Below are 19,135 nucleotides of genomic sequence, written 5' to 3'. Positions count from 1 at the left end.
CAAAATTTCCCCCCGACCAGCCATTTTTTCCTAATATTGCCCTATGAGCAAAAAGCTATTCCTTCTGGACGCATATGCATTGATCTATCGAGCCTATTATGCATTTATCCGCACCCCGATCGTTAACTCTAAAGGATTTAATACCTCTGCCATCTATGGATTTACTATCACCTTGATGGAAGTTCTGGAAAAGCAAAAGCCAACGCATATCGCCGTCGTGTTTGATCATTCATCACAGACCCTTCGCGAACAAGAATACAGTAACTACAAAGCCAATAGGGAGGAAACTCCACAGCCCATCAAAGATGCCAATCCCTGGATCCGAGACATCATCAAGGGGATGAATATTCCCTATTACGACATGGAGGGTTATGAAGCAGATGATATCATCGCTACGCTGGCAGCCAAAGCAGCCAAAGAGGACTTCGATGTATTCATCATGACCGGGGATAAAGACCTGGCCCAATGTGTCAATCATAAAGTCAAAATGTATCGCCCCGGCAAACAGGGAGCTCCTGCAGAAATACTCGGAATAGAAGAAGTCAAAGAGAAGTTTTCGATACAGGATCCACTTCAGATTATCGATTTATTGGGGCTTATGGGTGATGCCGTGGACAATATACCCGGCGTATCCGGAGTCGGTGAAAAAACTGCAGTCAAACTGATTGAAGAGTTTGGATCTATAGAAAATATTTATGAGCGAATCGATGAGGTCAAAGGAAAATTAAAAGACAAACTGCTCGAGGGAAAAGAAAATGCCTTTCTATCCAAAAGGCTTGCTACCGTGGTGTCGGATGTCGCCATTGACCTGGACGAAAATGCCTTGGTGATGGAAGCACCCAACCGGGAGGTGCTTTCTCCGATATTTGCCGAACTGGAGTTTCGCACGATCGGAAAAAGATTGTTTGGTGATGAATTCAGCGTCAATCGCAAAGCAGCTCCTTCTTCCACTCCTACCCTATTTGAAGATATTACTGAAGAATCCGACTCCATGGATGACGGAATCGAAGCTGCAAATACCATAGCCAATACACCTCATACCTATCATATCGCTCAGAATGAGGCAGAACACAAATCTTTGGTGGTGCTCCTCCTGGGACAAAAAGAAATCGCCTTTGATACAGAGACGACCGGGCTGGATTCGATCGATACGAATGTGATCGGGATGTCCTTTTCATATCAGGCCCACGATGCCTGGTTTGTGCCTGTTCCTATTGATTTTGATCAAGCCAAAGAGATCGTCCTCAGGTTCAAGCCCGTTTTAGAGAGTGAGACCATCACCAAAATCGGACACAATATCAAATTTGACTGGCAGGTGATCAGACAATATGGGGTAGAGATCAAAGCCCCATTCTATGACACGATGGTCGCCCATTACCTGATCGATGCCAATCAACGACACAAAATGGACTTTCTGGCAGAGACCTACCTACAATATACTCCCGTGCCCATAGAAGCCTTAATAGGCAAAGCAGGTAAAAGGCAAAAGTCCATGTCTGAGGTTGCACTTAAAGAAATAGCAGAGTATGCCGCAGAAGATGCTGATGTCACTTTTAGGTTTAAAAAAGTTTTTGACCCTTTGCTCAGTCAAAAGGAACTGACCAAACTCTACCATGAAGTTGAATTGCCTCTTGTGGAGACTTTGCAGGAAATGGAATGGCAGGGAGTCCAGGTGGATGCAGTTTTTCTCAAGGAGTATTCCGATCAATTAGGTGTAGAACTCACTGAGATCAAAGAAAAAATATTCGAACAGGTAGGAGCTCAGTTTAATTTGGATTCGCCCAAACAAATGGGGGAAATCCTTTTTGACCGCATGAAAATACCTTATACCGGACCCAAGACAAAAACAGGTCAATATCAAACCAACGAAGACACCTTGTCCAAACTCGCAGACGCACATCCCATCATCGATGCAATCGTCAATTATCGGGAGCTGGCCAAACTTAAGTCAACTTATGTGGATTCTATTCCTGCCCTGATCAATCATCGCACAGGCAGACTTCATACGACTTTTAATCAGACTATTGCAGCTACAGGCAGACTCAGTTCTATCAATCCCAATTTGCAAAACATACCTATCCGCACCGACCGAGGCAAGGAAATCCGTAAAGCTTTTATTCCACGCGATGCAGAGCATATCATCCTGTCCGCTGACTACTCTCAGATCGAGCTCCGGATCATCGCAGACATTAGCAAGGACGAAAATATGATGGCAGCATTCCAGGCAGGAGAAGACATCCATACGGCTACGGCATCCAAGGTATTTAATGTCCCCTCTGCAGAAGTAACCAAAGAAATGCGTCGACGAGCCAAGGCGGTCAATTTTGGCATTGCTTATGGTCAATCTGTATTTGGCCTCAGCCAGACATTGAATATATCCCGCGGGGAAGCTAAAGAGATCATCGATAATTATTTTACCCAGTTTCCGGGAATAAAACAATACATGACGGACACTATCGCTTTTGCTAAAAAGCATGGGTATGTGCAGACGCTTTTAGGTCGCAGACGATATCTGCCAGAAATTAATGAACGCAACTTCACCGTTAGAGGACAAGCAGAACGAAATGCGATCAATTCACCTATCCAGGGCTCAGCCGCCGATATGATCAAAGTGGCCATGGTCAAACTTCATGAAAGACTAAAAAAGGAACAATTCAAATCAGTGATGACCCTGCAGGTGCATGACGAATTGGTATTTGATGTATTGCGAACAGAGCTTGAGCGTATCAAACCTGTCATAGAACATGAAATGAAAATAGCCATACCCGGACTGACCGTACCGATCGTAGTCGAGATGGGAAGCGGGGACAATTGGTTGGATGCTCATTGAGGTCATGTAAGCATGATATTAATTGTATCTAAGCTTTTCATTTTGAGTCTCTTTAGAAATAATGTATATATGTGACTGAATCATTGATAATTATATGGATCTATTCCTGTGTCTCTTTGTAATAGGATCGGTCAAATTTAAAAATTGAGGCTGAATTCGAAAAAATATAACCCAGGCGATCAATTTCAAAATTACGTGGATATGAATTATGCCTATCATTAAACATTTGAGTTGATAGGTAGTCTAATGATCATAATTAAAATTTAGAATCATAACCCGATATGACAAGACAGGCTACAAATTACTTTTTCAGATCAATTGCCTTATCAGCCGTATTATTTTTGGCTTGCACAAAATTTGATAGCTCCATCGATGACATTCCTGGCACCGGCGCAACATCTCCCAATATCATTTTTATACTCGCGGATGACATGGGATGGGATGTGTTTGGCCATTACCCGGGGATAAGTGGTACCAAGGCCATCACGACTACTCTGGACTCCCTGGCAAGTACCGGAATTACTTTTACCAACTGCTGGGTCAATCCGGTTTGTGCTCCGACCAGGGCTTCTCTTCTGACCGGTAAGTATGCATTCCGTACAGGGGTAGGTGGAGTACAAACTCAACCTATGGCTACGTTGTCAAGCTCAGAGGTCATCGTTCAAAAGTATATCAATGCTCAAACCCCGGATAAATATGCTACCGCTTTGATAGGAAAATGGCACCTAAGCACCGGGACTCAACTTTCTGCTCCTGAGAATTTTGGCATAGGATTTTATTCGGGAATATTTACAGGAGCCGTACAAGATTATTATAACTGGACTCAGACTAGCGGAGGGATACAACAAAATATAACCACCTATACTACTACTCATATGGTCAACCAGTCGATAAGCTGGATACAACAACAAACTAAACCTTTCTTTCTTTGGCTCGCATTCAACGCACCCCATACTCCATTCCATCGACCTCCGTTAAGTCTGATTTCAAATCAATCCTTGTCTGATGACCCAATGTTGATCAATGCCAACCCCTATCCATATTATCTGGCTTCGATTGAGGCTATGGACAGGGAAATAGCCCGCTTGATTGCATCCCTGACTGCTACTCAAAGGGAGAATACCGTATTTGTATTCCTGGGAGATAATGGTACCCCTATCAGAGTGGCGCAAAATCCGTATAAATCAAACGGAACTAAAAGCACACTTTTTCAGGGAGGAGTCAATATGCCGTTGATCATTAGTGGCAAAAATATCACCAGGAAAAATGTTGTAGAAACTGCCTTAGTTCAAGCACAAGATATGTTTCCGACTTTTGCAGAAATCGCAGGCGACATCAATACAAAATACCAGGACGGTATCAGCATCAGCCCGTTGCTTTCTGATGCCGGCGCCGCAAAAAGGACCTTTGCATTTACGGAACAATTCGGACAGTCCGCACCCGATAGTGATGGCTATGCTATCAGAAATACAACCTATAAATTGATCCATCTGGAGAATGGTACAGAATATTTATTCAACCTCATTACAGATCCTTTTGAAAATACAAATCTACTCTCCAGCCAACTGACTACTATCGATCAACAAAACTATGATCAACTAAAAGTGATCAAAGCCGGACTTTAAAAGACCAATTTGTCGATGCATCGACTAAAACGAGTTCCAATTCACATAACTATAATTTTCTATCGATCTCCGGCAATATCTTTTCAATCAAATTTTTAGCTTTATAATATGTCCTCTGTTTCTGATCATTCCAGCTTTGAAACACTGTAACCAGGTTAGTAAAAGAAGCACCCTTCATCGTCTTATCAGTCAGTCCTGATCCCTGGATGAGCAGAGGAACTAATTGATCCTGCATACTTTTTACACCAATAGCATCCAGTTCCTGGATAGAAGCATACTGTCCATTGTATAGCTCTGTGAGGTCCCTGATAAAGTCCACATCTGCAAAATGAGTCAGATCACCCGAATGCAGTAAAGACAGGAAAGTAAAATTGTTGGGATGGAATATAGTTTGTACCATAATGCCGGTGATAAAATAATTTAAAGAATCACTTGGGTCAAATTGATCCTGACTGTAGCTGATGAGCCTGGTATTTTTATATTTCAGTGTATCAAGTTGCAAAATATCCGTTTGGATCAGGTCAAGATCCTTGACCAGGTCATTTTTTAAAGAAGTGAGATATTGTTTTTGCAATCGTGCCTGATCATTATTTGCCTGGTATTTATTTAAAGCAAACGCGATATAAACTCCAATAAAAACCGAAAACAAATTGACGATTTGATTTCTCCACTGGATGGCTTCTTTATTTTGGCTCATGGTAACAGGATAATATTAATTTAATACTCAGACTTATACTAAATCAAGGTGTGTCCAGACTCCCTCAATTATTAAACAAGGTAAAAACGAATTACATGTAAATATTGTGGCTCCCGGTGTTGGATATAAAATCCCTATCAGTAGTAGATTGATTCAATTTTGTAGTATTTCATTAAACTCCAATCGTTCACCGTCAGGTCCGAGAATGTGAAAAAACTTTACACCGTGATCCCAAAAGTCTAAGAATACCGGAGCAGGTTGCAGCGGCCCAAATCCTGCCTTTTTAATTTCATCATATACCTGATCGATGTTGTTTACATCAAATGCGAGGTGATCAATATGTCCGTCGCCCCGGGTGATAATGTCACGTGCTACCGCAGTACCGGGCAATTGGTAAAACTCCATTACTATACCCCCCCGTTGCATCATGACACATCTGCCTGCCCCTTCGTCGTGGTCGAAGGGCCGATCCATGGCTACTTCAAAGCCCAATAATTGATAAAACTGGATCGTTTTTTCAACATTGCTCACCGGTATCCCTATATGCTGAAGTTTTGAAAATTGAAGAGCTACTTTCTCTGGCATAATATGAAGCTTATTGATTCCAAATGGCTTGTTGCAGTGCCCTATTAAACTCACCGGGTTTTTCTATCATCGGGTAATGGCCGGTAGCATGCACCGTGAACAATTTGACCCCTTTGGCACAATAAGCATTGAGCGAATCCAGCGCCACCGGAGAAACATCACTATTGACCAATACCAGGCGATGATGAAGCTGTCGCATAAGACTTTTTTCCTGCTGGCCTATATCATCTAAAGCACGTAATACATTTACAGATAAAGCGGCAGGAGTCGCCAATATATCTTGCATCACCCTGCTTATGATAGAATCAGGAGTAGTGGGTTGGAAAAGATAGGGTTTAGCACCATTGATCACAGCAGAATCATATTGAGCCAACATGTAATCGAAGTAGGCTACTGCATTGGCTTTTGAAGTACTGTCCTGCTCACCACCAGGGCTATGTAAATTATCAATACCAATGATGCCGACTATTTTTGAGCTAGGCTTGGTATCGGCTTTTAGAATGATGTCACCAGACATAGAGTGGCCAATCAGGATGACTTTATTCAAGGCCAGCTGGTCAATGCATTGTATGACATCGTCAGCATATTGATCAAAATCATAGGAGATTCTTTGCTTTGAAGACTGACCAAAACCTGGCAGATCGATGGCTACCACTGTATATCGATCATCAAAAAAATCAAATTGGTACTGCCAGTAGTCTTTATTGATACACCAACCATGAACAAATAAAAGCGTCGTGTCTCCATGACCTGACTTTTTATAAGCGATTGTAGACTTGTCTCCGGCTAGTATACTTCCGGTCATCGGTATGGACTTCGTTTGGCAGGAAAATATCAACCCTATCCACAAATAGAAGACGAGGGTTTTACCTGACCCCAAAAGCATATACTGTAGTTTGGTGATAGGTTTCACCAGGGTTTAAAGTCGTAGTGGGAAATTGCGGTTGATTGGGTGAGTCAGGAAAATGCTGAGTCTCCAGGCAAAATCCGGCATGTTTACCATAGCGCCTGCCTCCTTTGGTATCTGCATGACCCCCATTGAGGAAATTTCCGGTGTAAAATTGTACGCCGGGCTGAGTAGTGTACATCTTCATGACCCTGCCGGAAGTGGGATCATATGCCTCGGCAGCTACTCCCTCTCCTGCATTCAAAACATAATTGTGATCATAACCACCCTTTACCTGGTCAATATCACGGCCTATCGCTTTGGCAGCCATAAAGTCCATCGGACCACCGGCCACAGGCATATTTTTTCCCAGAGGTATCAGTTCGTCATTGACAGGCGTATAAAGATCGGCCTTGATTGATAGCTCTTGCTTAAGAACATTGCTGTCAACACCAGCAGACAGATTGAAATAACTGTGGTTGGTGAGATTGATTACAGTCGGAGCATCTGTCGTAGCCATGTAATCCAGCTTTAAAGCGTTGTCGGCGGATAATGAATATTCGATACTGGCAGTCAAATTCCCAGGGAAACCTTCTTCGCCATCTTTACTGAAGTAAGTCAGCGTGATGGAACTGTCAGTCATATTTTTAACAGACCATATGACTTTGTCAAACCCTTTGAGCCCGCCATGCAAGGTGTTTTTGCCATTATTGGCTGCCAAAGGATAAGTCTTCCCATTGAGGATAAACTTGGCACCGGCAATTCTGTTAGCAAATCTGCCGACAATATTCCCAAAAAATGGATTGCCTTTCTGCAAAATACCATTCAACGAATTAAACCCTAAAAGCACATCACCGGCCACACCGTTTTTGTCTGGAGTAATGATGGAAGTAAGCGTTGCACCATAATTAGTGATCCCTACCTCCATCCCTTGATTGTTCTTTAAAGTAAATAGGCTTATACTATCCGTGCCAATGGTGCCAAAAGGCGAAACGATTATTTTTTTAAGCTGCGATGGTTCAGTTGAAGCAGTCATGTTAGATGATTCCTTTGATTTACAATGAATGAATGAAACCGCCATACCTAGTATGACAATTAATCTAGTAATGCTCCTAACCATATCTTTAAAAATTATCCGGGTCGAAGATATAAAAAAGGTAGGTACAGATAGCAGCATTTAATATATTAGATTTAATATTTTTAAAGATTGGCCTGGTAGATTGTAATTCCTGAGTACTTTTGGGGCTGCATCATGCAAAACGACCCTTTCGCTTCGCTGCGAATCAAAAAATTTCAATACTTTGTACTCGGCAGGTTATTTTTTATCACTGGCTTGCGAATGATGTCGACCATCGTAGCCTGGTGGCTATATGAAGTGACCCGGGATCCGCTTGCGATAGGTTTAGTAGGACTTGCAGAGGTGATTCCTGCAGTGGGTTTGGCACTTTATGCCGGGCATGTGATCGATACCAGGGAGCGAACTTCCATCCTTAAAGTCTCCCTGGGACTGTATGCGTTCACATTCCTTTTGATTTTCACGCTGACTACTCACTTGGTACAGCATCATTTGGAGCAAAAACAATGGATTCTGATATTATATGGGTTGATATTTATCACTGGAGGTATCAGAGCCTTTTCCGGTTCATCTTTTGTATCTATTTTGGCTCAAATAGTACCTTACGAACGACTGACCAATGCGATTACGATCAACAGTGGGGTTTTTCTGATCTCTGCTATTACCGGCCATGCAGCTGGTGGATTGTTGATTGCCTTGTCAGGAGTAGAGGGAGCATCCTTAATATCTTTTATTTTTGTGCTGACAGCAGCTTTGATCGTTTCACGCCTCGAAAAGCTACCTATATCCAATCCCGCTGTCCGAGCCGGCACTTTGGAAAGCGTCAAAGAGGGACTTCGGTTTGTCTATAAAACCAAGGATCTTTTGGCTGCGATGACCTTGGATCTATTTGCGGTATTATTTGGTGGAGCGGTGGCTATGGTGCCGGCATTTGCCAAAGATATATTAAATGTAGGGCCCTCAGCCTTCGGCTGGCTCAATGCTGCCAGTGATATCGGTAGCATGATCACCATAGTTGCCCTCACATTAAGACCGTTGGCACGCAATCAAGGCAAGATCCTGATGTATGCGGTGGCTGGATTCGGAGCGGCAATCATCGTATTTGGTTTATCAAAATCCTATTTGCTATCATTTGTAGCACTTTTCTTCAGCGGAATGCTGGATGGCATCAGCACCATCATAAGGGGCACCATCGCCCAATTAAAAACCCCCAACGAACTCAAAGGCAGGGTCATGTCCGTCAATTCTATGTTTATCAGTTCTTCCAATGAAATGGGTCAGTTTGAAAGCGGGGTGGCAGGTAAACTCCTGGGGCTCGTACCTTCGGTAGTGTTTGGAGGAAGTATGACTTTGATCGTGGTGATCATGACCTGGTGGAAGGCTCCTAAGTTGAAGAAACTGGAGTATTGAGATTTTTGAGGAACACTAAGTTTGTTTATTACTGAGTTCTTTTTTAACCACTAAGAAAACTAAGGACACTAAGTTTGTTTTGTTTCTGAGTTTTTTTACCGCTAAGGTTTTTGAGGAACACTAAGTTTGTTTATTACTGAGTTCTTTTTTAACCACTAAGAAAACTAAGGAACTAAGTTTGTTTTGTTTCTGAGTTTTTTTACCCTAAGGTTTGGGAACATAAGTTTGTTTATTACTGAGTTCTTTTTTAACCACTAAGAAAACTAAGGAACTAAGTTTGTTTTGTTTCTGAGTTTTTTTTTAACCACTAAGAAAACTAAGGATACTTTGTACTTCGAAATTTGCTGAAGTTTATGGTAGTTTTTGGATATGTGTTTTTCGCTCAAATCTGTTACTTCACCTTATCCAAAAATTCTTGCTCCGTCCAGATCTCCACAGTTCCCAGTGCTTTCGCTTTGTCCAATTTACTACCCGCATTTTCACCGACGACAAGGATACCCAACTTGCCACTCACCGCACTAATGTTTTTTGCACCCGCTTTCTCCGCCATTTCCTGGGCTTCATCGCGAGTCATTTTAGTCAGGCTGCCTGTGAATAATATGGTCTTACCAGCAAGTGGCGCATCAGCAGCGATGGCTTTGGGTTTGTCTTCGACAGTCTGATACATATTGACACCAAGGGTTTCCATCTCTTGCAACATGCTGATATGGTTAGGATCGGCAAACCAGTCCATCACATTTTTGGTCACCACCGGACCGATTTCAGGAATATCTGTAAAATTGGTCTCTGTCCAGTCTTTTAGATCCAGGACATATTGCACCCGCTCGGCGATGAGTTGAGATGCACGCTTTCCCAGGTGGTGGATACTCAAGCTGTGGAGTAGGCGTTGGATTGGATTGGATTTAGCTTTTTCGATGTTTTCCTGGAGTTTGATGGCAGATTTTTTGCCAAATCCTTCCAGCGTGGATATTTTATCGTAGTCAAGTCTATAGATATCTGCCAGATTGTGAATCCACCCCTGTCGTACAAATCGCTCCATGATAGAAGGGCCGAAACCTTCGATATCCATCGCGTTTTTGGATACATGAAAGATGTATTTCTCCAGATCCTGCGCACCACATTGGCAATCAGGGCAGATCCAAAATGCCTGATCTTCCTCCCGAATAAGCTTGACCGATTTTCCATGAGTGGCTCCTACAGGACAATAGGTGGGAAAAACTATTTTAACCTCATTTCCTTTACGGTATTCCGGCAGAGATTTTACAATATAAGGTATGACATCACCGGACCTTTCCACGATGATCATATCACCAAGATACAGGTCTTTAGCATTGATAAAATCTTCGTTGTGCAGGGATACTGAAGATACAGTGACCCCCCCCACCTGTACTGGTTCGAGTTTGGCTACCGGAGTGATAGTGCCGATTTTACCTACCTGGTATTCTACATTGATCAATCGGCTGGTGGCTTGTTTTGCTTTGAACTTGAAGGCGATGGCCCAGCGTGGGTGATGGGAGGTATAGCCACATTGTTCTTGTTGAGCGATGTCATTTACTTTGACCACCATACCATCAATCTCATAATAAAAATCATCCCGTTGGTCCTGCCATTGATGACAAAACTGAACCACTTCCCCAATACCCTGACATACTTTAAACTCAATGGTAGGCACCTTAAATCCCATTTTGTCCAGCGCATGTATACCTGCATCATGGGTTGTAAACTTTTTCACCTCTTGTCCAAAGGCATCTTCAAGGTAGCCTACCTGGTAGATCACCGCTTCGATCCCTCTCCTGGAGGTCTCTTGCGAGTCTTTAGTGCGAAGGCCCCCGGTGGCTGCATTTCGTGCATTGGCAAAGGGTGCCAGGCCATCTTCGGTGCGTTTAAGATTGATCTTCATAAAACTATCCTTACGGATCAAAGCTTCACCCCGCAGCTCTGCCCTGGCGATGCCCATTTTCTTAAAAGGCACTTTCAGCGGTATGGTGCGAATGGCCCGGGCATTGGGAGTCATCTCTTCTCCCTGGACCCCATTGCCACGAGTAGCTGCTCTCACCAGCATATCATCCTCATATATGAGCGCGATACTGCCGCCGTCATATTTAGGCTCTACACAATAGGTCACTTTGGTCTCATTGGGGAGCTTACATAATTTCTTCACCTGGGTATCAAACTCCAACAGATCCGCTTCGTCGTAAGAGTTGGCGAGTGACAGCATCGGAACCAAATGGGCTACCGTAGGTAAATCAGTGCTCAAATCGGTAGACACCCGTTGTGTGGGTGAATCGCTGGTGACCCATTCAGGCTGTTTCTCTTCAATATACTCCAGTTTTTTATAGAGTTGATCATACTCAAAGTCGCTGATCAGGGGATCATTGAGGATATAGTAGCGATGCTCATGAAATTGAAGGACAGTCTTTAGTTGATCGTAACATAGACGACCCCGGTCTAAAAGGTGATCAGAGGGTACATGAAGGAGGTCTTGTGTTAAGACTATGTTTTGATTTGATAGTGTGGGCATGCTGGAATGGTTTGGCCTGTAAAAATAATTCGAGGAGACCAGACTTGGCTACAAGTGGTAAATTTAATAAATCAATAAATCAAATAGTAATTGTATAGCCAATCATCCACATTATTTTTCCTGCCCAAAAATAATAACTCCAGTCTATTAAAATTGAATAAGAATAATAGGATTAAATGGGGTAATAGCCATAGAATCTCCTAAATTAATCTAGCTAAGTAGAGAAAATTAACTCAGAACCCTATAGCATGATCAGAAAAATATTTAGTGTTTTGATATGGTCTCTTTTCATTTTAATGGGATCAGCTCAATCTATTTCCCGGGTAGACACGGGATTTACCCAATTATTTCGGCGCACATCAGGGTGGACTGCAGGTGATGCCACCATATCGCTGGAATTGCCAGATCAAAGGTCGTTATGGTTTTTTGGTGACAGCTATCTCAATAATGTAACTTCGATAAATGGGCAGCAAAGATTACCCTGTATATTCAGTGTACGCAATGCTGTAATGGTTCAGGCTGGCAAAAACTTCAGTACTTTATTGGATACTGCTGCAAAAGGATTGGCACGAACATTTTTCAAAACCAGCGACAATGTGGCAAATGATCCGGTTATCTGGCCAAATAAGGGGTACATCCATAAAGACACTGCTTTTATATTCCTTTCGAGAGTAAATAGTTCATTTCAATATCAGGATGGCTATTTGGCAAAGATGACTATACCAGATTTAAAAATTATAAGCCTTTCAAAAAATCCTTCCATACCCGATGGCTATAATTTTGGAGTATCCGTATTAAAAAATTTAAAAGGTGACTCATTGTATATTTATGGTGTGAAACCAGGTTTTCTGAGTTTTGATGCCTTTCTGGCACGTTGTCCAATCAACAAGGTATTAGGGACTTGGGATTATTATACTGGAAAAGGATGGTCATCTTCCTCCGATGACCTTAAAAAACTCCCAGGTACTAACTTTTCAGTTTCCCCACAATATTCAATCTTCCCATTCAAAGGAAAATATTATTTAGTCACACAGGAAGTAGGATTCCTTACTTGTAATCTTGGGAGGGAGATATATGGATTCCAATCTACTTCTGCTTTTGGTCCGTTTACTGACCGCCAGGTATTGTACACTATCCAGGACACTTTATTTGGTGACTATATGAAAACCTATAATGCTGAAGTACACCTACAATTTTCAGACAGTTGTACTTTTTTGGTTTCTTATAATGTCAATGGAGCTTGCAAGTCAGAATGTAATGGATTGGTGGGATCAATACCTGCAGACAGCTATCGGCCTAAATTTGTACGGGTGCCATGGTCTATACTTGATCCGGCATTAAATTGTTCCCCAGTTACAAAATCAGTGGACTTTCCTGAATCAGAATTTTTCCAACTTTTTCCAAATCCTTCTTCAGGCCAAATAGAAATCAAAATCAAACCTGTAAATCAAACTATTAGCATCGATCTGTTCAACATCTATGGCCAACTTATCAGGACATATAATGTGCCAAACCAATCAGACCACATAAAATTGGATATAAAAGAATCAGGAGTGCTTTACCTTAGACTGAGGACAAAAGATCATTATTTGGTGAAAAAATTGATGGTGCAACATTGATCTATACCAGCAACCATAAGTTATGATTAAGTCCTAGGTGATACTCAGCTCCGGATGTTTGCCTTTCACGCCTTTAAAATAAGCCCATACTTTTGCCATATCAGCATCTTTGTCTTCAGAAGTCATGAAGGGATCGCTATAAGTCACGATTTTGTGCTCGTAATCAAACTTGGCCATAACGATAGGCACATTGGCTTTCCTGGCCATGTAATAAAATCCTGACTTGAGCTGGTCTACTTTTTTTCGAGTCCCTTCGGGGGCCATAGCAATGCGAAACACTTCATTATCCTTGAAATAATGAGCAATGGTATCCACAAGGTTGGTATTTTTGGTGCGATCCACCGGCACCCCACCCAACCATCTGAATACAAATCCAAATGGTGGTTTGAATAAAGTATGTTTTCCCATAAAACGGATATCAGTCCCCTGACTCCCCCTTGTAAATAAACCTACTATGACATCCCAGCCTGAAGTATGGGGCGCCACAATCACCAGGGCTTTAGGGATAGAATTGATATCAAAACCTTCTATTTTCCAACCCATCCACTGTCTAACCAAATTCCAAAATAACTTACCCATCTTTAAAACAACCAAATTTTGTCTTAAAAATACTCATTAGCCCTTAAACTTTGAGGGACAATGATCGTCTAAGATGTAGTTTTGGATCCGAATCAAAGAATTCATTCAAATACATGACTGACAATGAGATCGTACAACTAATGCAGCAAACCGGTAGTCAAAATACCGGTTTAAGGCATTTGATGCTCAAATATCAGGAACGCTTGTATTGGGTGATACGCAACATCGTGGAAAGCCATGATGATACGGACGATGTACTGCAAAATACGTTTATCAAAGCGTATCGCAATATCCATCGTTTTGAATCCCGAAGCTCTCTTTTCACCTGGATATACCGAATCGCAACCAATGAAGCCCTGACTTATAAGAAATCGGCTGCCAGGAAGAAAACCCAGCCGTTGCCTGCGACCGAATCAGCTTTTACCAACCATTCTTCGGAAAGTTCAAATTCGGAAGAGGAGGTGATCGAAAGATTAAAATCAGCGCTGTCTACGCTTCCCGACCGGCAAAGGCAGGTTTTCGAACTGAGATATTATGATGAGATGAGTTATGAGCAAATAGCCAAACTGTTGGATTTGTCAGAAGGCGCCCTAAAGGCATCTTATCATCATGCGGTAAAAAAAATAGAACTACACCTGGTGCATACGAGCACCCATTAAAATGACAGCATATGGAAAATACTGAGAAAAATAAGGAAATACTTGAAGAGCTGGAGGCGCTATCTCCTGGACTGCATAAACTGTTGCATCAAAACAGATCCGAAGATCTCCCTTTCAGATATTTTAATCGATTGCCTGATCAGGTTTTAGAAAAGATCCATGCACAAAAATCAAAAGGGAGCTTGCTAGATGGGATTGTGGCACTCTGGCCGGTCCGCAAACAGTGGGTACTGGCTTTGGCGAGCAGTGTGGCAGTCATACTCATCAGCATCCTGATTATATTCAGATCGACCAGAGATACTGCACCAGCTTTAGACTTCGTCAATATTCCTGTCGATGAAATCCAATCCTATTTATTGAGTCATGCTGGCGATCTGGACGAAGCACAACTTAATTTGCTCCATCAGTCCAATGAAAAAATGGAACTCTATAATGTAACAGAGGATGATCTGCAACCGGTGATAGAAGATTACCTCTACCAGGTATCAGACAATGACTTCAACTAAACTATTTAAACCAACCTATTTAACATAAATCGATCATGAAAACAATGCGCTTTATTTTGAGCTTAACCATTCTCTTGTTGAGTGCCTGGACGCTCTCAGCACAGCGGGGAGAAAAAATAGAAGCCCTTCGAATAGCATTCATCACCAACAAGCTGGCATTGACCAGCACGGAATCTGAAAAATTCTGGCCTATCTATAATGTATATAAAAACGCCTTGGCAGACACCCGGCGTCAAGCCAATTTGGATATGAATCTTGAAGCTATGAGTGATGCCGAAGCAGAAAAGGCCATCCAATCATCTATCGAAAGGATGGAAAAAGAATTGGAATTGTTTAAAAACCTAGCCCGGGACTTGAAACCGGTTTTACCGGCACGCAAAATCGCTTTACTCTCCAAAACAGAGCGAAATTTTAATGAAGAACTCATCAAAAGAAGTCAATTTGGGGACGGCATAAAACCGGCATTGAGGAGAAATTAGCAGTAAAGCAAAAAAGGTTTTTATCCATTTTGTAAAAGGTATGAATTGGCCGAAAGGCATTTCATACCTTTTTTCTTTGTTTTATCTCTTATGAAATAAAATATGTATTACACATAGACCTTTAGCGCCTTACTATTAAATTATTGTTAAGGGCAATATGTAACAGATTATTTACTAAAGCATTGCAAGATTAATATTCTTCATAATGTATTCATTATGAGTAAGTTTTGAAAATATTTTTCATCAAAAAGTTCTCTAGATTAGACTAATTATCTATTTTTCATCCCGGAAAACAAATTTTACAATTACCTATAATCCCATTGCATGGAAAATAAATACCAGCATGACCTTAATCTGACTCAGTGGGTAAATGAGTTTGAGATATTAACTCAGCAAGGCGAAAAGACCACTTTTGACATACGCATCTATCAAAAACTTATAGAATATTATCAAAATGAAGGCGATTTAAAAAAGGCGATTGAGGTAGCTGACTCAGCGTTGGAGCAGTATGGATATCGCGTCGATTTCTATCTCATCAAAGCAAAAATACTTTTGGTAAAAAAGCAGCCACTGGAAGCCATGGACTGTCTTTACCAGGCTGAACAGCTCCATCCCCAGGATACGGAAGTGTTATTGATAAAAGCTTTGATTCTATCTGAATTAAAAGATAAAAACACCGCACTTGCCCTTCTAAATAATATGAAGACCTATGTAGGTCAATCTGACCTGGTAGAAGTCCTGGCTTGTGAGACCGAAATCTACTTTCATGCAGAAGAGTACAACAAAGGGTTCGTCACACTCAAAGATGCCTTGAGAGCCAATCCATATCATGATAAAGGTCAGCAATTATTATCTGACTATATCTCCATATCCCGGCACTACAAGTCTATATCAAATTTTTTGCAGGAGATGCTCGAAAACTCTCCATACTCTCATTTTGCCTGGTACAATCTTGGCCATTGCTACTCGAACCTTGGTGAGTACGAACAAGCTATCGATGCTTTCGAATACGCTTTCCTGATCAAACCACAATTTGAACAAGCTTATATAGACTGTGCAGAGACCTGTGTGTTATTGCAGCAGTGGGACAAGGCATTGTCCATCTACCAGGAGGTGATCTCCACTTTTGGTGAGGAGTATGATGTACTGATATCCCTGGCAGAATGTGCTATTCAATTGAAAGATTATAAACTCGCCAAAAAATACCTCAACCAAAGTTTGACTCAGGATTTATTTGGAGAAGAAGCCCACTATTTGATGGGACAATGTTTTGCTGCCGAAACCAAGTGGCATAAGGCGATACAATGTTACCGCAGAGCTATCTCTATAGACGAGACCAGTGATACCTACTTTCTTGCTTTAGCCAAAGCATTTGCCCAAATCGGTGAGTTTGATAAAGCCAATCGCAATTTTAAGAAGGCTACTTCGTGTGCCCCGGAGCAAAATTCCTATTGGTTTGAACATGCATCCTTCCTGATACATCATGGCAAGGTGCAACTGGCATTAGAGATTCTGGACCAGGGAGAGATATCTTCGGTGGGCAGCGATCTTTTATATTGCAGGGCAGCGGTACATTATCTTCTTGGAGAAAAAACTAAGTCCATTGATATACTGGCAGAGGTCTTAGAAGATGATTTTAATACACACCATTGTATCTATGCTTTGGCTCCAGCCATGCAAGAAGACAGAGATATCTTATCCATCATCAATTATTACAAAGGTGAGTTATTTGAGTAATACTCTTAAGTGACCAGAGTTCCCAGGTTAGTTTCTCCCTGAATGATTTTAAGAAGATTGCCTTTGGTGGTGACATCAAACACAATTATGGGCAATTTGTTTTCCTGGCAAATGGTGAAGGCAGTCATGTCCATAACACCCAGGGACTGATCGATAGCTTCTTTGAATGAAATCTTAGAGTATTTAGTAGCATCAGCGTCCTTTTTGGGATCAGATGTATAGATGCCATCCACTTTGGTCCCTTTGAGCAATACTTCAGCATTGATCTCATTGCCGCGCAGTGCAGCAGCGGAATCTGTGGTAAAATAGGGATTGCCGGTACCTGCCGAAAAAATGACGATTCTTCTTTTTTCAAGATGCCGGATGGCTCGCCGACGGATATATGGCTCCGCTATTTGCTCCATGGATATCGCAGATACAAGCCTGGTATATAATCCGATAGACTCCATAGCGCTTTGCAATGCCATACCATTGATCACCGTAGCCAACATACCCATATAGTCTCCTTGTACCCTTTCTACACCGGACTTTTCTGCACTGAGTCCCCTGAATATATTACCTCCACCGATGACAATGGCGATCTCCACGCCGGCGTCTGCTATGGTTTTGATCTCAGCCGCATAATGTTGTAACTGATCAGATTGAATGCCAAATGGTTGATCTCCCATCAGTGCTTCGCCACTCAATTTCAAAAGAATTCTTTTATATTTTATCGACATGTATCCGGCAGTTAAGTTTTTGATAAGATGTAAAAATAACAAATGCTTGACAGATCGTGTGTAATCTGATAACTTGCATCTACCTTACTTATAAGCCAATAGAAAAATGGGGATTCGCCTGGTATTTATTATGATGATTATTGCTCCTGCAGCCAGGGGGCAAATAAAAAATCTTGTACCCAATGCCGGATTCGAAAAAATAATTGGAGCGCCAGAAAGATGGTTTTATACCGGGCAGGACTTTGACCTCGTGTTTAGCGATTGGAAAAGTCCTACTGCAGCTTCTCCTGATGTGTATCATCAAGAAATACCGGTGCCTATATACTGGCGGGAGATGGGATTTACTGCTGTATTTCCTTTCCGCGGTAAGTCTATGGTGGGGCTCACCCTCTATGGTTGCAATCAAGGTAAGCTCCATTGTAGAGAATATGTGACTGCTCCGCTCATTGATTCATTGGTCATCGGCCAGGAATATGAATTGACAATGTGGCTGGCTCCAATGCCCGGCGGGCACTATATCGATAAGCTGCAGGTCGCCATGGATAAACATCCCGCCCAGGTAATCGACGATAGGTTATTGGACTTAAAGCCCTTTTATGACCTACCAATACGGCAACTAAAAGGCTGGCAAAAAGTGATTTTAAGTTTTTTTGCCGAGACAGAAGCAAGCTACCTCACCCTCGGCAATTTTAGATCTGATGCCCATACACTGGCGCAAAAAATGTCAGCTGACTCGAGTAAACCCTATGCCTATTATTATATTGACGAAGTCAGTCTTAAAAAAATACCTCCTATACTCGACAGAGAGGATATCGAATCTTATGATTCAATACAATTGGAAGAATCGTCCATCGAGTTGAAAAATATTTATTTTGATTTTGATGAAACCAGGCTTTTGCCCGCCTCGTTTCAAGAACTCAACAGACTTTTGGCGTTTTTGACAGACCATCCATCTGTTCATATCAATGTGATAGGACATACCGACAATACTGGATCTTCAGAATACAATCAAACTTTGTCGACCCACCGGGCCAATGCCGTGGCAGACTTTTTAACAAGACATTATATCGATCCTTCACGAATAAAAACAAAAGGATATGGATATGATGTTCCAATAGCTTCTAACCAGGACGAAGTGGGCAGGCAAAAAAATAGACGGGTAGTTTTTGAGATTATCAGATGAGGTTAACTTATTTAAAGCATATAAG

The 19,135-nt window shown here is 41.8% G+C and carries 16 protein-coding genes; 9 read left to right on the top strand and 7 right to left on the bottom strand.

The window, feature by feature from the left end; translation table 11 throughout:
* The first annotated feature begins 43 nt into the window (after positions 1 to 43).
* Positions 44 to 2,830: a DNA polymerase I gene (gene polA / locus IPJ09_18465; GenBank protein ID MBK7373380.1), complete on the top strand. Its 2,787-nt coding sequence runs from the start codon at positions 44 to 46 to the stop codon at positions 2,828 to 2,830.
* Between the two features lie 341 nt (positions 2,831 to 3,171).
* Complete coding sequence (locus tag IPJ09_18460; GenBank protein MBK7373379.1) at positions 3,172 to 4,455, top strand: sulfatase-like hydrolase/transferase; 1,284 nt, start codon at positions 3,172 to 3,174, stop codon at positions 4,453 to 4,455.
* Between the two features lie 49 nt (positions 4,456 to 4,504).
* On the opposite strand, the gene IPJ09_18455 is transcribed toward IPJ09_18460, so the two are convergent.
* The 4 genes from IPJ09_18455 to IPJ09_18440 all read right to left on the bottom strand — a co-directional run bounded on the left by IPJ09_18455 (position 4,505) and on the right by IPJ09_18440 (position 7,743).
* The gene (locus tag IPJ09_18455) at positions 4,505 to 5,152 is read right to left on the bottom strand and encodes a hypothetical protein (GenBank protein MBK7373378.1); all 648 of its coding nucleotides are present in this window, start codon (positions 5,150 to 5,152) and stop codon (positions 4,505 to 4,507) included.
* A gap of 153 nt (positions 5,153 to 5,305) precedes the next feature.
* Positions 5,306 to 5,737 carry a VOC family protein gene (locus IPJ09_18450; protein ID MBK7373377.1) on the bottom strand — a complete coding sequence of 144 codons (432 nt, stop codon included), beginning with the start codon at positions 5,735 to 5,737 and terminating at the stop codon, positions 5,306 to 5,308.
* Between the two features lie 10 nt (positions 5,738 to 5,747).
* Complete coding sequence (locus tag IPJ09_18445; protein MBK7373376.1) at positions 5,748 to 6,623, bottom strand: alpha/beta hydrolase; 876 nt, start codon at positions 6,621 to 6,623, stop codon at positions 5,748 to 5,750.
* A complete protein-coding gene (locus IPJ09_18440; protein MBK7373375.1) occupies positions 6,604 to 7,743 on the bottom strand; it encodes a galactose mutarotase in 1,140 nt (379 codons plus the stop codon). Before IPJ09_18440 ends, IPJ09_18445 begins: the two co-directional genes overlap by 20 nt.
* Before the next feature lie 132 nt (positions 7,744 to 7,875).
* Between IPJ09_18440 and IPJ09_18435 the strand changes: the two genes are divergently transcribed.
* Positions 7,876 to 9,108: an MFS transporter gene (locus IPJ09_18435; GenBank protein ID MBK7373374.1), complete on the top strand. Its 1,233-nt coding sequence runs from the start codon at positions 7,876 to 7,878 to the stop codon at positions 9,106 to 9,108.
* 391 nt (positions 9,109 to 9,499) lie between these two features.
* On the opposite strand, the gene ligA is transcribed toward IPJ09_18435, so the two are convergent.
* Positions 9,500 to 11,629 carry an NAD-dependent DNA ligase LigA gene (gene ligA / locus IPJ09_18430; GenBank protein MBK7373373.1) on the bottom strand — a complete coding sequence of 710 codons (2,130 nt, stop codon included), beginning with the start codon at positions 11,627 to 11,629 and terminating at the stop codon, positions 9,500 to 9,502.
* A gap of 248 nt (positions 11,630 to 11,877) precedes the next feature.
* On the opposite strand from ligA, the gene IPJ09_18425 reads away from it, so the two are divergent.
* Positions 11,878 to 13,248: a DUF5005 domain-containing protein gene (locus IPJ09_18425; protein ID MBK7373372.1), complete on the top strand. Its 1,371-nt coding sequence runs from the start codon at positions 11,878 to 11,880 to the stop codon at positions 13,246 to 13,248.
* A 33-nt stretch (positions 13,249 to 13,281) separates the two neighbouring features.
* On the opposite strand, the gene IPJ09_18420 is transcribed toward IPJ09_18425, so the two are convergent.
* Positions 13,282 to 13,827, bottom strand: coding sequence for a 1-acyl-sn-glycerol-3-phosphate acyltransferase (locus IPJ09_18420; protein MBK7373371.1), 546 nt, complete (start codon positions 13,825 to 13,827; stop codon positions 13,282 to 13,284).
* Between the two features lie 113 nt (positions 13,828 to 13,940).
* Here IPJ09_18420 and IPJ09_18415 point away from each other — a divergent pair, with 113 nt between their 5' ends.
* The 4 genes from IPJ09_18415 (at position 13,941) to IPJ09_18400 (ending at position 17,208) form a co-directional block, all read left to right on the top strand.
* On the top strand, positions 13,941 to 14,486 hold the full coding sequence (locus IPJ09_18415; GenBank protein MBK7373370.1) for an RNA polymerase sigma factor: 546 nt from the start codon (positions 13,941 to 13,943) through the stop codon (positions 14,484 to 14,486).
* An 11-nt stretch (positions 14,487 to 14,497) separates the two neighbouring features.
* Positions 14,498 to 14,992, top strand: a complete 495-nt coding sequence (locus IPJ09_18410; GenBank protein MBK7373369.1) for a hypothetical protein — start codon at positions 14,498 to 14,500, stop codon at positions 14,990 to 14,992.
* A 35-nt stretch (positions 14,993 to 15,027) separates the two neighbouring features.
* The gene (locus IPJ09_18405; GenBank protein ID MBK7373368.1) at positions 15,028 to 15,471 is read left to right on the top strand and encodes a sensor of ECF-type sigma factor; all 444 of its coding nucleotides are present in this window, start codon (positions 15,028 to 15,030) and stop codon (positions 15,469 to 15,471) included.
* A 324-nt stretch (positions 15,472 to 15,795) separates the two neighbouring features.
* Positions 15,796 to 17,208, top strand: a complete 1,413-nt coding sequence (locus IPJ09_18400; protein MBK7373367.1) for a tetratricopeptide repeat protein — start codon at positions 15,796 to 15,798, stop codon at positions 17,206 to 17,208.
* Positions 17,209 to 17,213: 5 nt separating this feature from the next.
* Here IPJ09_18400 and IPJ09_18395 read toward each other — a convergent pair whose 3' ends face one another.
* The gene (locus tag IPJ09_18395) at positions 17,214 to 17,927 is read right to left on the bottom strand and encodes a UMP kinase (GenBank protein MBK7373366.1); all 714 of its coding nucleotides are present in this window, start codon (positions 17,925 to 17,927) and stop codon (positions 17,214 to 17,216) included.
* 106 nt (positions 17,928 to 18,033) lie between these two features.
* On the opposite strand from IPJ09_18395, the gene IPJ09_18390 reads away from it, so the two are divergent.
* Complete coding sequence (locus IPJ09_18390) at positions 18,034 to 19,110, top strand: OmpA family protein (GenBank protein MBK7373365.1); 1,077 nt, start codon at positions 18,034 to 18,036, stop codon at positions 19,108 to 19,110.
* Positions 19,111 to 19,135: the final 25 nt, after the last annotated feature.

The organism is Saprospiraceae bacterium, from assembly GCA_016709995.1.
Taxonomy (GTDB): Bacteria; Bacteroidota; Bacteroidia; order Chitinophagales; family Saprospiraceae; genus JADJLQ01.
The sequence above is the reverse complement of the archived record's forward strand: the minus strand, read 5'-3'. Positions and strand labels throughout refer to the sequence as shown.

Bases quoted from the DNA above. Each gene is read 5' to 3' on its own strand.
- IPJ09_18420 (MBK7373371.1), bottom strand. From the start codon at position 13,827: ATGGGTAAGTTATTTTGGAATTTGGTTAGACAGTGGATGGGTTGGAAA.
- ligA (MBK7373373.1), bottom strand. From the start codon at position 11,629: ATGCCCACACTATCAAATCAAAACATAGTCTTAACACAAGACCTCCTT.
- IPJ09_18455 (MBK7373378.1), bottom strand. From the start codon at position 5,152: ATGAGCCAAAATAAAGAAGCCATCCAGTGGAGAAATCAAATCGTCAAT.
- IPJ09_18415 (MBK7373370.1), top strand. From the start codon at position 13,941: ATGACTGACAATGAGATCGTACAACTAATGCAGCAAACCGGTAGTCAA.
- IPJ09_18440 (MBK7373375.1), bottom strand. From the start codon at position 7,743: ATGGTTAGGAGCATTACTAGATTAATTGTCATACTAGGTATGGCGGTT.
- IPJ09_18410 (MBK7373369.1), top strand. From the start codon at position 14,498: ATGGAAAATACTGAGAAAAATAAGGAAATACTTGAAGAGCTGGAGGCG.
- IPJ09_18445 (MBK7373376.1), bottom strand. From the start codon at position 6,623: ATGCTTTTGGGGTCAGGTAAAACCCTCGTCTTCTATTTGTGGATAGGG.
- polA (MBK7373380.1), top strand. From the start codon at position 44: ATGAGCAAAAAGCTATTCCTTCTGGACGCATATGCATTGATCTATCGA.
- IPJ09_18395 (MBK7373366.1), bottom strand. From the start codon at position 17,927: ATGTCGATAAAATATAAAAGAATTCTTTTGAAATTGAGTGGCGAAGCA.
- IPJ09_18450 (MBK7373377.1), bottom strand. From the start codon at position 5,737: ATGCCAGAGAAAGTAGCTCTTCAATTTTCAAAACTTCAGCATATAGGG.
- IPJ09_18390 (MBK7373365.1), top strand. From the start codon at position 18,034: ATGGGGATTCGCCTGGTATTTATTATGATGATTATTGCTCCTGCAGCC.
- IPJ09_18400 (MBK7373367.1), top strand. From the start codon at position 15,796: ATGGAAAATAAATACCAGCATGACCTTAATCTGACTCAGTGGGTAAAT.
- IPJ09_18435 (MBK7373374.1), top strand. From the start codon at position 7,876: ATGCAAAACGACCCTTTCGCTTCGCTGCGAATCAAAAAATTTCAATAC.
- IPJ09_18405 (MBK7373368.1), top strand. From the start codon at position 15,028: ATGAAAACAATGCGCTTTATTTTGAGCTTAACCATTCTCTTGTTGAGT.
- IPJ09_18425 (MBK7373372.1), top strand. From the start codon at position 11,878: ATGATCAGAAAAATATTTAGTGTTTTGATATGGTCTCTTTTCATTTTA.